We start from the raw sequence: 13,537 nt of genomic DNA on the forward strand, positions 1-13,537 counted from the left end.
CGCCGTTGCGCACTCCTAGGCCTCTCCTTCCAGCGGCTCATCGAAGCTGTCCGGGTGCTCCCACACCTGAAGCCGATGTTCATCGCCCCGGGGGACGGGCCCGTCGAAGTACCGGTCGCCCCACTGGCCCATCGCCTGATCGGTCACCGCCGGCCCTCGGTTCTCCGAAGTGTAGGACGCCCCGCCCGGCAACCGGAACCGGAGGAATCTGGGGTCGGAGTCAATGTGCACCGTCATGATCCCTGCGCTGACCAGTGCGTGGCAGCCGGAACACAGAGGTATCAGGTTGGCCAGTTCCGTGGCGCCACCCTCCGCCCATGGGACGATGTGGTGAAACTCCAGAAATCGTGTGTGGTCGCAACCGGGGCCGGCGCACTGGAACCGCCAGACGTTGAGCAGGGCCTTGACCTGTGCTTCCGAGGCGAGGCGGGTCGCTCTGGTGACCTTGAGCGTGAGCCCGGATCGAGACAGCAGGTGGTAGCGCACGGAACCGTTGAGGATGGTGCGCATCAGCTGGCCGGTCTGACCGCCATGATGGCCCGGAATGAAGGCGCGGTTGTCCTGGGTGAACAGGACGTTGACCTCCGCCCCCGGGGCACGCACGCGGCTCAGCGGGTGGCTGCGCACCATGTGGATCAGCCCCATGAAGGCGGTGAAAAGGGTGGGTGCCAGCGGCCCCCCGAAACGCGATGTGCGGGGCTCCCTGTCCGTTTCCTCCGACTTCTCATCCTCTGGTGTGCGGGCCCGTTCGATGAGCTTCTCGACGGCCGCCGGGTCTTCCAGGACCTCTTCGTCCACGCCGTCGATGTCGATGAGGTTGGCCAGCTCCGATATCTTCAGCGCCGCCATGAACTCGGCGCCGCGCTCGGGGTCGAGTCGTCCCCAGATCCGGACCTCACCGGTTTCGGGATCAGTGACCACGGAGATCCTGTTGGCGGTCGGGCGGGAGTCCGGCTGATCCCGGCCGGCCAACAGGAGGACCAGTTCGGCGAAAGGGTGGGTGCGCGCCAACTCGATGAGCTCCTCCTGGTTCTCCGGGGTCATGTAACGGAGCAGGAGGCGGACGATGGAGTAGGAGAAGGCGGCGGCGAGAAACGTCTGCGCAAGCAGTGGAAAATTCTTCAGTCGGGCACCGACACCGAGGTATTCGTAGGCGGTCCGCCGGGCAACGCCATGCGTGAGTTGCAGCCACGCGGCCGTGGTGGGTGCGCCGTGTGCGCGGGCGAGTTCACGGTCGTGGAACTCGGTGAGCGCGAGGATGAAGCGGGCCTTGTGGTGGGTGAGCTGGCGGTGGGCGTCGGTGATCGTGGCGGTGAGGTCGGTGTCGGACTGGTCGGTCAGAGTGTTGAGGGCGGCGAGCGTCATGGTTCCCCGATGTGTCGAATTGGCGTTCGATCAAGCGCACCGTAACACGAGCCTCCGACATGACCCCTTCTCCCGGGAATGGGCAGGTCAGGGCGGTGTGCAGTGCGCCATTGCGCACTTTTCGCGCCCCTCTCGCAGGCCTCCTGCCGGAAGTCGGGGCCCGGTCGTTTCCGGACCTGGTCCGGAAGTTAACGTCCTGCGCCGCCGGGGGCATAGAATGTGGACTTAATATGGCGAATCTGATCAATCTCGAGAATGTCACCAAGTCCTGGGGTCTCAAGACCCTGCTCGACGGCGTGAGCATCGGCGTCCAGACCGGCGATCGCATCGGCGTCGTCGGGCTCAACGGCGGAGGCAAGACCACCCTCCTGGAGGTCCTCACCGGCATCGAGGAACCTGACTCCGGTCGCGTGTCCCACACCTCCGAACTGCGGATGGCGGTGGTCACGCAGCGGGCAGACCTCGAAGATGAGGACACCATCGCTGACGTGGTCCTCGCGCCGCTGGGCCTGCAGACCTTCGAATGGGCGTCCAACGCCCTCGTCCGCGAGGTTCTCGGCGGTCTGGGCGTGGCGGGCCTCGGCCTCGACACGAAGGTGGGCGGCCTCTCCGGCGGTGAGCGCCGCCGGGTGAACCTCGCCGCGGCCCTGGTGCGCGACCTGAACCTCGTCGTCCTCGATGAGCCGACCAACCACCTCGACGTCGAGGGAGTGCAGTGGCTGGCGGAGCATCTGATCAGCCGTAGAATCGCCATCGTCGTGGTCACCCACGACCGGTGGTTCCTGGACACGATCGCCACCACGACCTGGGAGGTGCACGACGGCGTCGTCGACATCTACGAGGGCGGCTACAACGACTGGATCTTCGCCCGCGCGGAACGTACGCGGCAGGCCGACGCCATCGAGCAGCGCCGTCAGAACCTCGCCCGCAAGGAGCTGGCCTGGCTGCGCCGCGGTGCACCCGCACGAACCTCCAAGCCCCGCTACCGCATCGAGGCGGCCGAGGCGTTGATCGCCAATGTTCCCTCCCCGCGTGATTCGGTGGAGCTCACGGCGTTCTCCCGTCAGCGGCAGGGCAAGGTCGTCATCGAGCTCGAGGACGTCCGCGTGGAGGCCCCCGACGGGCGTATGCTCGTCGATCACCTGACCTGGCGCCTCGCCCCGGGTGAACGCATCGGCCTCGTCGGCGTCAACGGCTCCGGAAAGACCACCCTTCTGCGCACCCTCGCCGGCGAACATCCGCTTGCTGCGGGTAAGCGCATTCAGGGGCAGACGGTGCGTCTGGGCTGGCTGCGCCAGGAACTCGAGGATCTCGACCCGAAGATGCGGCTTCTCGAGGCCGTCGAAGACGTCGCCTCCTACGTCCAGCTGGGTAAGAAGCAGCTCTCCGCCTCCCAGCTCGCCGAGCGCCTCGGCTTCTCCTCCAAACGTCAGCGCACTCCGGTCGGTGATCTCTCCGGCGGCGAGCGCCGCCGCCTGCAGCTCACCCGCGTGCTCATGGCCGAGCCGAACGTGCTGCTTCTCGACGAGCCGACCAACGACCTCGACATCGACACCCTCCAGGAGCTGGAATCCCTCCTCGATTCCTGGCCGGGCACCCTCGTCGTCATCTCTCACGACCGTTACCTCATCGAGCGTGTCGCGGACACCACCTGGGCGCTGTTCGGTGACGGCGGGCTCACCAATCTGCCCCGCGGTATCGAGCAGTACCTGGAGATCCGCCGGGACATGGCTGCGGCCGCCGGTTCAGGGCCGCTGGATTTCGGGGACCGGGACCGGGTGGCCGTCGAGAAGCGGACGGGCATGAGCTCCCAGGAGGAACGTGAGCTGAAGAAGCAGCTCAACGCTCTGGAACGCAAGATAAGCCGTCTCGACCCGAAGATCGAGAAGACCCACGCAGCCATGGCCGTGGCGGCGGAAGCCGGCGACACCGGGAAACTGGCCGGGCTGGACGGACAGCTCCAGGCGATGGAGTCCGAGCGGGAGGAGCTGGAGATGGAGTGGCTCCAGCTGGGGGAGCAGATGGAGGGTTAGTCCTCCGCCAGCAGGGTTCCCAGCCATACGCCGAGCGCCAGGTCATCGAGCTGGCCTAACCAGACCTGCCGCACCTTGCCCTGCCGGTCGACGAGCAGGGTGGTGGGGGTGCCCTCGAGTCGCCAGCGCTTCATGGTCACCGGCAGTACCTCGCCGGGCCGGTCGACTGCGACGGGGAACGTCACGCCGAACTCGGCGAGGAACACCTCCAGTGCCGCCGGGCCCATGACGTCATGGTGCTCGAAGACGCTGTGGATGCCGATGACCGCCACCTGATCGGCGCTGACCATACGGTGGACCCGCTGCGCCTGAGGGATCCCGTGGTTGACGCAGCCCGGGCAGAGCATCTGGAAGAACTCCACGAGCACCACACGTCCGTGCAGATCCGCCATCGTGAGCGCATCGGAGTTGAACCACTCGGTGACGTCGAACTCGAACATTTCCGCACTGGTGGGCGCCGGCATGGGAATCCTCCCGTGGTTGTGGGTTGGATCACATTGTACGCCGCCAGTCGAAGGGAAGTACCCTGGTGAGCATGATTTTGATCAACGTCCGTTTCCGTCCCCTGCCCGAGTACGTCGAGACCTTCCGCCGGGAGGTGGAGGAGTTCACCGCCGCCACCCGCGCTGAAGAGGGGTGCATCTTCTTCGACTGGTCGCGCAACACCGATGATCCGTCCGAGTACATCCTCATCGAGGCCTTCCGGGACGGTGCCGCAGAGGAACATGTGAATTCCCCGCACTTCCAGGCCGCATCCGCACTGTTCCCGAAGATCCTGTCGGAGACGCCGCAGATCATCAACACCCTCATCGAGGGGAAGTCGGAGTGGGACCGCATGGCCGAGTTCCAGGTCGGCTGACGGTACGCTGAGAAACATGGGTAAAAAGGACAACGGCACCACTGAGCCGCACGTCAATCCGGCGAAACTGAACAACAAGGCCTACGAGAAGGAACTCAAAAGACTTCAGGCCGAGCTGGTCGACATGCAGCAGTGGGTGGTGGAGACCGGTGCACGTGTGGTCATCGTCATGGAGGGCCGCGACGCCGCAGGCAAGGGCTCCGCGATCAAGCGGATCACCCAGTACCTCAACCCGCGGAGTGCCCGTATCGAGGCCCTTCCTGCCCCGAGCTCGCGCGAGCAGGGACAGTGGTATTTCCAGCGTTACGTGGAGAAACTCCCCACCGCGGGTGAGATCGTCATCTTCGACCGTTCCTGGTACAACCGTGCCGGCGTGGAGCGGGTGATGGGATTCTGCACCTCGCAGGAGTACCGCCGCTTCCTGCACCAGGCCCCCATCTTCGAGCGGCTGCTGGTGGAGGACGGGATCCTGCTGCGCAAGTACTGGTTCTCGGTCTCCGATGAGGAGCAGGTCGCGCGTTTCCGGTCGCGTCTGGATGACCCGCTGCGCCGCTGGAAGCTCTCCCCGATGGACCTGCAGTCGATCACCCGCTGGGAGGACTACTCGCGGGCGAAGGACGAGATGTTCATCCACACGGACATTCCCTCGGCGCCCTGGTACACGGTGGAGAGCGAGGACAAGAAGCGCTCGCGCATCAACGTCATCAGCCATCTCCTGTCGACGATCCCCTTCGAGAAGATCGAACGGCCGTTGCCCGAGATCCCCCAGCCCCCCAGCTCGGACAACGGTTATGAGCGTCCGCCGCGCGCGGAGTTCCGCTACGTCCCCGACGTCGCCGCGAAACTCGTCGGCGGTCGGCCCTCGTCCGCGGAGAAGGCCACCAGGAAGAGCCGGAAGAAGTAGTTCACATACCCAGCAGCTCACGGAGGACGGTGACCACACCGGCCTCCGTGTTCGGCGGTGCGATGTGATGCGCGATGGCCTTGATGTCCGGGTGCGCGTTCTCCATCGCGTAGGCGGTGCCCGCGGCCTGCAGCAGCTCATAATCGTTGAGGTAGTCACCGAAGGCCAGGATCTCGTGCTTCTCGACGCCCATCACCTCCGCGAGCGCAGCCATCGCCCGGCCCTTGCCGGCCGTGGCCGCCATGATGTCTACCCAGTGCGCCCCGGAAACCACCACGTTTGCGTTCGGGGCGGCCTTGCGCAGCGGCGGGTAGGCGACGTCCTCCGCATTATCACTCGTGTAGACGGCCAGTTTGATCACGTCTGTCGCGGCGACCTCCCGGAGGTCCGGCACCTGCTCCCGGGACACGTAGTATTTCTCCAGCTCAGCCATGGTGGCGTCGGCGACCGTGGGGGAGTGGTAGGCCACGTCAGGTGTGCACACCACAAGGTCGAGGCCAGTGTCGTTCGTGGCGGTGATGACGGAGTCGACGATCGCGGTGTCCATGAGCGTGGTGGACACCACCCGTCCGTCATGGAAGACACAGGTGCCGTTCTCCGCGATGAACGTCCCCGGATCGTGATCGCCGGTGAACATCGAGCGCAGGGTCGCCAGCTGGCGGCCGGAGGCCGGTGCGACGGCGATGCCGCGGGAGCGGGCCTCGGCGAGGACCTCCCAGAAGGCGTCGGGGACACGACCCTCGGCGTCGAGAAGCGTCCCGTCCATGTCCAGGGCGATGAGGCGGAACTCCATTGCGGTGGTCCTTCCGGTCAGTAGGCTGTGAGCATGACCACACCGACTGAACCGCCTGTGCTTGTCTCAGTCCGCCACCATACCGGCGTTCTGGAACTCAACCGCCCCAAAGCCCTCAACAGCCTCAACCCCGAGATGGTGGAGATCATCACGCGATCCCTGGAGCAGTGGCGTGACGATGACTCCGTCACCCAGGTGTTGATCACCTCCACATCGGACAGGGCCTTCTGCGCCGGCGGCGACGTACGTCATGTCCGCGAGGAGATCCTCGCCGGCGAGGAGGCGGCGGTGGACAGGTTCTTCTCGGACGAGTACGCGATGAACCACATGATCGCCGGCTACCCCAAGCCGTACATCGCGGTGATGGACGGGATCATCATGGGTGGCGGACTGGGCGTGTCCGCCCACGGTTCACACCGGGTGATCACGGAACGGGCGTGGGCCTCGATGCCCGAGATGGCCATCGGCTACATCACCGACGTCGGCATCTCCTACGCCTCCCAGCGCTGGCCGGGTTCTTCGCCTGCCGTGGGCGCCTTCATCGGACTCACCGGCTACCGGCTCAACGAGGCCGACATGATGTACACGGGTCTGGCCACCGATATCATCGACGACGCAGAAGCGTTCATCGGGGACCTCATCGGGCTCGGGGTCGACGGCGCCCTGGGCGAGCACAGCACGGAGGTGCAGGAGGAATCCCGGCTCCTCGCGTGGCGGGACGACATCGAGGCCACCTTCCATCATGCGTCATGGGCGGAGATCGACGCGGCCCTGGAATCCCACGACAACCAGGAATTCGTCCAGGAGGTCCGCACCCTCATGGCGAACGGCTCGCCGTCGGCGACCGTCGCCACCGCCGAGCTCTACGCGGCAAACCGCAGGGCCGCTGATCTCCGCGCGGGGCTGGACAATGAGGAAAGGCTCGGTGAACTGATCCGCCGTCAGCCGGACTTCCTTGAGGGGGTGCGCGCCGTGCTGGTGGACAAGACCCAGGACGCGCAGTTCACTCCGGCCCATGATCCGGCTGAGTATCGGGACGTTCTACGGTGACTCCCCGGCGCTGCGCGTAAGAGGCCCGGGCGCGGTCAGGATCCAGGGCCGGGTCGAGGGGGGCCTGCAGGGTCGCCTCCACCGCGGCGCGGGTGGTGGGGGCATCGGGGCCGGGGAGGTGGAGGACGGGGGCGTCGAGAAGCACCACACCGGTGGTCTCCGCGTTCAAGGGGGCGAAGGCATGGGTCCACATGCCCAGGACCGGTTTGGCGGCGTCGACGAGCCCCAGACGTCTTGCCCGGTCGAGCGCGAGGCGGGGGCGGACGAGATCGATGATGCCGTTGTCCACCCCGAAGCGCCGCAGATTCGCCGCCGGCGTGGGCGGAAGATTCGGGTCTGCCCAGGCCCACGTCCACGTGTCCCCGGTGACCGTGGCGATGACCAGCCCCGTGACCTCCACCCGGTCTCCGAGCAGGGCGCGGCTCCGGCCGATGTCCAGGCGGATCGAGAGGTCGGGGAAGGCACCTGCGAGCAGGAGCTGGTGTTCGGCGGCGAAGAAGTGGGCGTCGGCGCGCACGTCATTCAGGCTCATTCCTCCGGACACATCGACCGGCAGGTCCCCGTCGAACGTGACGGTCGTGCCGTCGGAGAACCCGAAACCGCGCTCATCGGACCGGACCCCCAGGCCGCGGGCGGCGGCGAAGGAGAGCAGTGCACGACGGGCGTCGAGACGCGGGTCGAGGCCGCCCAGCCCCAGCGTCAGGGTGCTGCGGATCGGACCGGGTTCGGGGCGGAAACCGACGGCCAGCACGCGGGTGCCGTCCGCGAAAGGCGCCAGCAGGACGGGCACATTGCCGTTGAGTGTCCGGGCCGCGCTGATGAGCCCGTCCGAGGCGACCTGGGGGGCGTGCAGCTCGGGGATGTCCAGTTCATACTGCTGAATCCATTCCCACCGACCGTCCACGATCCGCGCCACCTCGGTCGCCGGAAGGTCCCGCGTGCCGACGCGCCGGTGGACGCGTGCAGTGTCGCCCGTGAACTCGACGCCGGTCACCACGCCCATGGCGCTGGCCCAGGTGGCGTCGATGTCGGCCTGGATGAGGGCGCCGTCGGCACGCAGGTCATCGAGGGACGTGGGGGAAGGGAGATCCATGAGGACGAGGATATCCGGTGGGAAACACGAAGTCCCGGCCACCTGGGCAGGTGGCCGGGACTCAGACAGGGATGGGGAGGGGTTTACTTGATGCCCTGGCGATCCTTGAACTCGCGACGCTTGGCGTGCAGGATCGGCTCGGTGTAACCGGAGGGGGACTCCGTGCCCTTGAGGATCAGGTCCTTGGCGGCCTGGAAGGCGATGGAGTAGTCGAAGTCGACGGCCATCGGCAGGTACGACGGGTCACCCTCGTTCTGGCGGTCGACGACGACTGCCATGCGCTCGAGGGCCTCGAGGACCTGGTCCTCGGTGACGACGCCGTGGACCAGCCAGTTGCACAGCAGCTGGGAGGAGATGCGCAGGGTGGCGCGGTCCTCCATGAGGTCGATGTCGTGGATGTCCGGGACCTTGGAGCAACCGACGCCCTGCTCAACCCAGCGGACCACGTAACCCAGGATGGACTGGCAGTTGTTGTCCAGCTCCTCCTTCTTCTCATCCTCGGTCCAGTCGGTGGACGGGGAGACCGGGACGGTCAGCAGGCCGTGGAAGGTGTCGCGGCGACCCTTCTTCTTCAGCTCCTCCTGGACGGCGAAGACATCGACCTGGTGGTAGTGGGTGGCGTGCAGGGTGGCACCGGTCGGGGACGGGACCCAGGCGGTGTTGGCGCCCTCGCGCGGCTGAGCGATCTTGGCCTCGAGCATCTCGCCCATCAGCTCGGTCATGGCCCACATGCCCTTACCGATCTGGGACTTGCCGGACAGGCCACGGGCCAGGCCGGCGTCGACGTTGGCGTCCTCGTAGGACTGCTTCCACGGCGCCTTCTGCATGTCGGCCTTGCGGACCATGGCACCGGCCTGCATGGAGGTGTGGATCTCATCGCCGGTGCGGTCGAGGAAGCCGGTGTTGATGAACGCGAGACGGTCAGCGACGTTCATGATGCAGGCGTCCAGGTTGACGGAGGTGCGACGCTCCTCGTCCATGACACCGACCTTGAGGGTGTAGCGCGGCAGGCCCAGCATGTCCTCGACGCTGGCGAACAGGTCGTTGGTGAAGGCGACCTCGTCCGGGCCGTGCTGCTTGGGCTTGACGATGTAGATGGAGCCGGTACGGGAGTTACGCAGCGGGTTGCGGACGTCCAGGCCCGGGATGGCGCAGACGGTGGTGATCACGGCGTCCATGAGACCCTCGAAGACCTCTTCGCCATCGACCAGGATGGCCGGGTTCTGCATCAGGTGGCCGACGTTGCGGACGAAGAGCAGGGAACGTCCGTGGAGGCGGATGTCGGTGCCGTTGCGGCCGATGAACTTGCGGTCGGGGTTGAGGGTACGGGTGATGGTCCGGTCGCCCTTGGCCACCTCCTCCTTCAGCTCGCCGGTGTTGAGGCCGTACCAGTTGCGGTAACCGAGGGTCTTGTCTTCGCCGTCGACGGCTGCGATGGAGTCCTCGAAGTCCATGATGGTGGAGATGGCGGCCTCGAGGACGATGTCCTTGAGACCAGCCTTGTCGTCCTTGCCGACCGGAGTGGTCGGATCGATCTGCAGCTCGATGTGGAGCCCGTTGTTGCGCAGCAGGATGGACTCCGGGTCCTCGAAGTTGCCGGAGAAGCCACGGTAGGCGGCCTTGTCCTGCAGGCGGTACTCCTGGCCACCGACGTGGGCGGCCAGGTAGCCGTCGGTGATGGAATAACGGTCGACGTCTGTGTGGGACGCGCCGTCGAGCGGGACGGCCTTGTCGAGGAAATCACGGCCCCAGGCAATGACCTTCTTGCCGCGGACAGGGTTGTAGCCCCGGCCCTTCTCGGCGCCGTCCTCCTCGGAGATGGCGTTGGTGCCGTAGAGGGCGTCGTAGAGGGAGCCCCAACGGGCGTTCGCGGCGTTCAGTGCGAAACGGGCGTTGAGGATAGGAACGACCAGCTGGGGACCCGCCATGGTGGCGATCTCGTCGTCGATGCCGCGTGTGCGGATCTCGCCCTCTTCCGGGGTGTCGACGAGGTAACCGATCTCGCGGAGGAATGTCTCGAGCTCAGCCGGGTCAGGCTGGCCCGGGTTGGCCTTGAAGTAATCGTCGAGCTGGGCCTGCAGCTCATCGCGACGTGCGAGCAGCTCCTTGTTCCGCGGGGTGAACTCCTTGACGATCTCGGAGAAACCGTTCCAGAACTCGTCGGCGTCAACGCCCACGGCTGGGAGGACATCGTCGGCGAGGAAGTCGTGCAGGACCTTGGCAACCTGAAGGCCGGCGACCTCGATGCGTTCGGTGGTGTCCTTCGGTTCAGTCTGAGTCATCTGATGCTCCTTGAATTGTCTTGGAGAGGTTTGGGGGTGAAGAAAAGCGGAATAAGTCGCCTATGGGCGACGGCTCCAGCCTAAGTGATTTCAGTCACGGGGTAAATGGTTTTGCGGATTTAGCCGCGCGCTACCCCTGTTATGGCATTGGTCTCAGGGCGTCATTCGGGCGTGCTCGCGGTGTTCATGTCCCGTACCTGCGCTTTTGTTTTTGATTCGTTTGTGCTGGCCATGGGGTCCGGAGTCAACCGGACAGTACGGCCGACCGGGTTGTGGGGTTAGCAAAGTTAGCAAAAACCCCCGCTACCCCCGCACACAATTTAGACCGCTCAAGCCATTGACGGCGGGCACTTTTGAAGGCACTCTGTGAGTCACACCACCAAGGATGGATGTTACATCCAGCAGGTGGATCCTCCTTTATCCCCACGCCGGAAAGCCTCATGGGCTGGCACGGCAACGAAAACAGGAAAGTGAGTCCTCTCAATGACCACTACCGGCCAGGCACGTACCGCAGCAGAGATCCAGAAGGATTGGGACGAGAACCCGCGGTGGGAAGGCATCACCCGCGATTACACCGCTGAGCAGGTCGAGCAGCTCCAGGGCAACGTGATCGAGGAGCAGACCCTCGCACGCCGCGGCGCTGAGATCCTGTGGGAGAAGGTTTCCAAGCGCGACGGCTCCTACATCAACTCGCTCGGTGCTCTCACCGGTAACATGGCCGTTCAGCAGGTCCGCGCTGGTCTGCAGGCTGTTTACCTCTCCGGCTGGCAGGTCGCAGGTGACGCCAACCTCTCCGGCCACACCTACCCGGACCAGTCCCTGTACCCGGCAAACTCCGTGCCCAACGTCGTCCGCCGCATCAACAACGCCCTGCTGCGCGCTGACGAGATCTCCCGCGTCGAGGGCGACGACTCCATCGACAACTGGCTCGTCCCGATCGTCGCTGACGGCGAGGCCGGCTTCGGTGGCGCCCTCAACGTCTACGAGCTCCAGAAGGCCATGATCGGCGCTGGCGCTGCCGGCACCCACTGGGAGGATCAGCTCGCTTCCGAGAAGAAGTGCGGCCACCTCGGCGGCAAGGTCCTCATCCCGACCCAGCAGCACATCCGCACCCTGACCTCCGCTCGCCTGGCTTCCGACGTCGCCGACGCACCGACCGTCGTCATCGCCCGCACCGACGCCGAGGCCGCCACCCTGATCACCTCCGACGTTGACGAGCGCGACAAGCCGTTCATCACCGGTGAGCGCACCGCTGAGGGCTACTACCACGTGCAGAACGGCCTCGAGCCCTGCATCGCCCGTGCGAAGTCCTACGCTCCCTACGCGGACATGATCTGGATGGAGACCGGTACCCCGGACCTCGAGCTCGCCAAGAAGTTCGCCGACGGCGTCCACGCGGAGTTCCCGGACCAGCTGCTGTCCTACAACTGCTCCCCGTCCTTCAACTGGTCCGCACACCTCGATGCCGATCAGATCGCCAAGTTCCAGAAGGAACTGGGCGCGATGGGCTTCACCTTCCAGTTCATCACCCTGGCAGGCTTCCACTCCCTGAACTACGGCATGTTCGACCTGGCCTACGGCTACGCCCGCGAGGGCATGCCCGCCTTCGTCGACCTGCAGAACCGTGAGTTCAAGGCAGCCGAGGAGCGCGGCTTCACCGCCGTCAAGCACCAGCGTGAGGTCGGCGCCGGCTACTTCGACACCATCGCCACCACCGTTGACCCGCTGTCCTCCACCACCGCCCTGAAGGGCTCCACCGAGGAAGGCCAGTTCCACTAGGAACCAGCCTGCAGCTCAACCCGACAGCGGCGTGCATCGTGAGTTCCTCACGGCGCACGCCGTTTCGTGTTTCCGCTGCTTCTCCACGCATCCCCCACCTCTGAAAGGTAGAACCCCCGTATGACCACCACTTTCATCGCCACTGCTGACCTGGTCGACATCATCGGGGAGGAGGTCCGCTCCTGTGACACACAGTTCCGGGATTTCGGTGGCGTCACCGAGTTCTGCGGCCCCATCACCACGATCAAGTGTTTCCAGGACAATGGCCTGGTCAAGCAGACCCTCAACACCCCGAACCCGGGTGGTGTGCTGGTCGTCGACGGTGAGGCCTCCGTCCATACAGCACTCATGGGTGACCTCATCGCGGGCGCGGGCGTGAAGAACGGCTGGGCAGGTGTGGTGATACTCGGTGCGATCCGTGACTCCTCAGTCATCCGCGGCATGGAGTTCGGCACCAAAGCACTGGGCACCAACCCCCGCAAGTCCGCGAAGGACGCAGAGGGCGAGAAGGACATCACAGTGTCCTTCGGCGGGGTCGACTTCGTACCGGGGCACATCCTCTACGCGGACTCCGACGGCATCGTCGTCACTGAGCAGCCGGTGGAGGCGCCGGAACAGTAGCCCGCTGGCCGCTGCTTGGAGGGTGGGGGACAGGCCTGCGTAGAATCGGCCAGAACTGTCCCACCCACCTTGTTCCCCGGAAAGGGCGACACCCTTGTTTCACGCCGTGTCCTATGCGTTGTTGGATTCACTCAACGCGCTGCTAATTGGTGTCGTCGTCGCCCTCGGCGTGATGTTGCCGCGCACCGGTCGCTACCGGCGCATTGTCACTCTGCTGATCGCAGGTGACTGGCTGGGGGTGTTCCTCCTCGCTCTGATCACCCTGCTCATCTTCGACGGGATCAGCGATCTGGTGCAGCAGGCCCTGGAATCGCCGGTGTTCGGCATCCTGCTCATCGCAGTCGGTGTCCTCACGTTGGTGCTGACGGTCCGCGGTTCCGGGGACGGGGAGTCCGCCCTGGTGAAAAGGTTGATGAAGCCGCTGCAGGAGCCTTCGATCAGGACCGTCGGGGTCGGCTTCCTGCTCGGCGTGATCCAGTCGGCGACCTCGGTTCCGTTCTTCGCCGGGCTGGCGTATCTGTCCACCAGTGGTCTGGGGCCGGCGGTCCGCTACATCGGACTCTTCTTCTACGCCAGTCTGGCGCTCAGCCTCCCCGCGCTCTCGGCGGTCTTCGTCGGCATGGTCCGGGCGCACCCCTTCAGCCCCTTCGGCCGGGCCTTCGAATTCATGCGGACCCGCCAGGAGCTGATGGTCAAGCTCGCGGGCTACGTCGTCGCCGTGGCGCTCACGCTCTTCGGCATCGGGGCTCTGCTCTGAG

General features: G+C 65.6%; 12 protein-coding genes. 7 read left to right on the forward strand and 5 right to left on the reverse strand.

From position 1 onward, the window contains the following. Positions 1-15 precede the first annotated feature (15 nt). Positions 16-1,365, reverse strand: a complete 1,350-nt coding sequence (locus tag CETAM_RS03920) for an HNH endonuclease signature motif containing protein (RefSeq protein ID WP_156227178.1) — start codon at positions 1,363-1,365, stop codon at positions 16-18. Positions 1,366-1,595: 230 nt separating this feature from the next. On the opposite strand from CETAM_RS03920, the gene CETAM_RS03925 reads away from it, so the two are divergent. After that, positions 1,596-3,398, forward strand: a complete 1,803-nt coding sequence (locus CETAM_RS03925) for an ABC-F family ATP-binding cassette domain-containing protein (protein ID WP_156227179.1) — start codon at positions 1,596-1,598, stop codon at positions 3,396-3,398. Here CETAM_RS03925 and CETAM_RS03930 read toward each other — a convergent pair. Continuing rightward, positions 3,395-3,862 carry a TlpA disulfide reductase family protein gene (locus CETAM_RS03930; protein ID WP_156227180.1) on the reverse strand — a complete coding sequence of 156 codons (468 nt, stop codon included), beginning with the start codon at positions 3,860-3,862 and terminating at the stop codon, positions 3,395-3,397. The genes CETAM_RS03925 and CETAM_RS03930 overlap by 4 nt on opposite strands. Before the next feature lie 71 nt (positions 3,863-3,933). On the opposite strand from CETAM_RS03930, the gene CETAM_RS03935 reads away from it, so the two are divergent. Continuing rightward, entirely contained in the window at positions 3,934-4,257 is a 324-nt protein-coding gene (locus tag CETAM_RS03935; RefSeq protein WP_197085789.1) for a putative quinol monooxygenase, read from the forward strand. 7 nt (positions 4,258-4,264) lie between these two features. After that, on the forward strand, positions 4,265-5,161 hold the full coding sequence (gene ppk2 / locus CETAM_RS03940) for a polyphosphate kinase 2 (RefSeq protein ID WP_407923963.1): 897 nt from the start codon (positions 4,265-4,267) through the stop codon (positions 5,159-5,161). Position 5,162: 1 nt separating this feature from the next. On the opposite strand, the gene CETAM_RS03945 is transcribed toward ppk2, so the two are convergent. Further along, positions 5,163-5,954, reverse strand: a complete 792-nt coding sequence (locus tag CETAM_RS03945) for an HAD family hydrolase (protein WP_156227182.1) — start codon at positions 5,952-5,954, stop codon at positions 5,163-5,165. A gap of 33 nt (positions 5,955-5,987) precedes the next feature. On the opposite strand from CETAM_RS03945, the gene CETAM_RS03950 reads away from it, so the two are divergent. Further along, positions 5,988-7,004, forward strand: coding sequence for an enoyl-CoA hydratase/isomerase family protein (locus CETAM_RS03950; protein WP_156227183.1), 1,017 nt, complete (start codon positions 5,988-5,990; stop codon positions 7,002-7,004). On the opposite strand, the gene CETAM_RS03955 is transcribed toward CETAM_RS03950, so the two are convergent. Both CETAM_RS03955 and glcB read right to left on the reverse strand, forming a co-directional pair. Next, positions 6,958-8,097: a DUF6882 domain-containing protein gene (locus CETAM_RS03955; protein WP_156227184.1), complete on the reverse strand. Its 1,140-nt coding sequence runs from the start codon at positions 8,095-8,097 to the stop codon at positions 6,958-6,960. The genes CETAM_RS03950 and CETAM_RS03955 overlap by 47 nt on opposite strands. A gap of 83 nt (positions 8,098-8,180) precedes the next feature. Then, complete coding sequence (gene glcB / locus CETAM_RS03960) at positions 8,181-10,379, reverse strand: malate synthase G (protein WP_156227185.1); 2,199 nt, start codon at positions 10,377-10,379, stop codon at positions 8,181-8,183. Between the two features lie 483 nt (positions 10,380-10,862). Between glcB and aceA the strand changes: the two genes are divergently transcribed. From aceA to CETAM_RS03975, 3 genes are all read left to right on the forward strand, one after another. Beyond that, positions 10,863-12,158: an isocitrate lyase gene (aceA, locus tag CETAM_RS03965; RefSeq protein WP_156227186.1), complete on the forward strand. Its 1,296-nt coding sequence runs from the start codon at positions 10,863-10,865 to the stop codon at positions 12,156-12,158. A gap of 120 nt (positions 12,159-12,278) precedes the next feature. Further along, positions 12,279-12,779, forward strand: coding sequence for a ribonuclease E activity regulator RraA (gene rraA, locus CETAM_RS03970; RefSeq protein WP_156227187.1), 501 nt, complete (start codon positions 12,279-12,281; stop codon positions 12,777-12,779). Positions 12,780-12,873: 94 nt separating this feature from the next. After that, complete coding sequence (locus CETAM_RS03975; protein WP_156227188.1) at positions 12,874-13,536, forward strand: sulfite exporter TauE/SafE family protein; 663 nt, start codon at positions 12,874-12,876, stop codon at positions 13,534-13,536. The last annotated feature ends 1 nt before the right edge of the window (position 13,537 follow it).

The sequence above is a fragment of the Corynebacterium comes genome (genome assembly GCF_009734405.1).
In the GTDB taxonomy this organism is placed as follows: Bacteria; Actinomycetota; Actinomycetes; order Mycobacteriales; family Mycobacteriaceae; genus Corynebacterium; species Corynebacterium comes.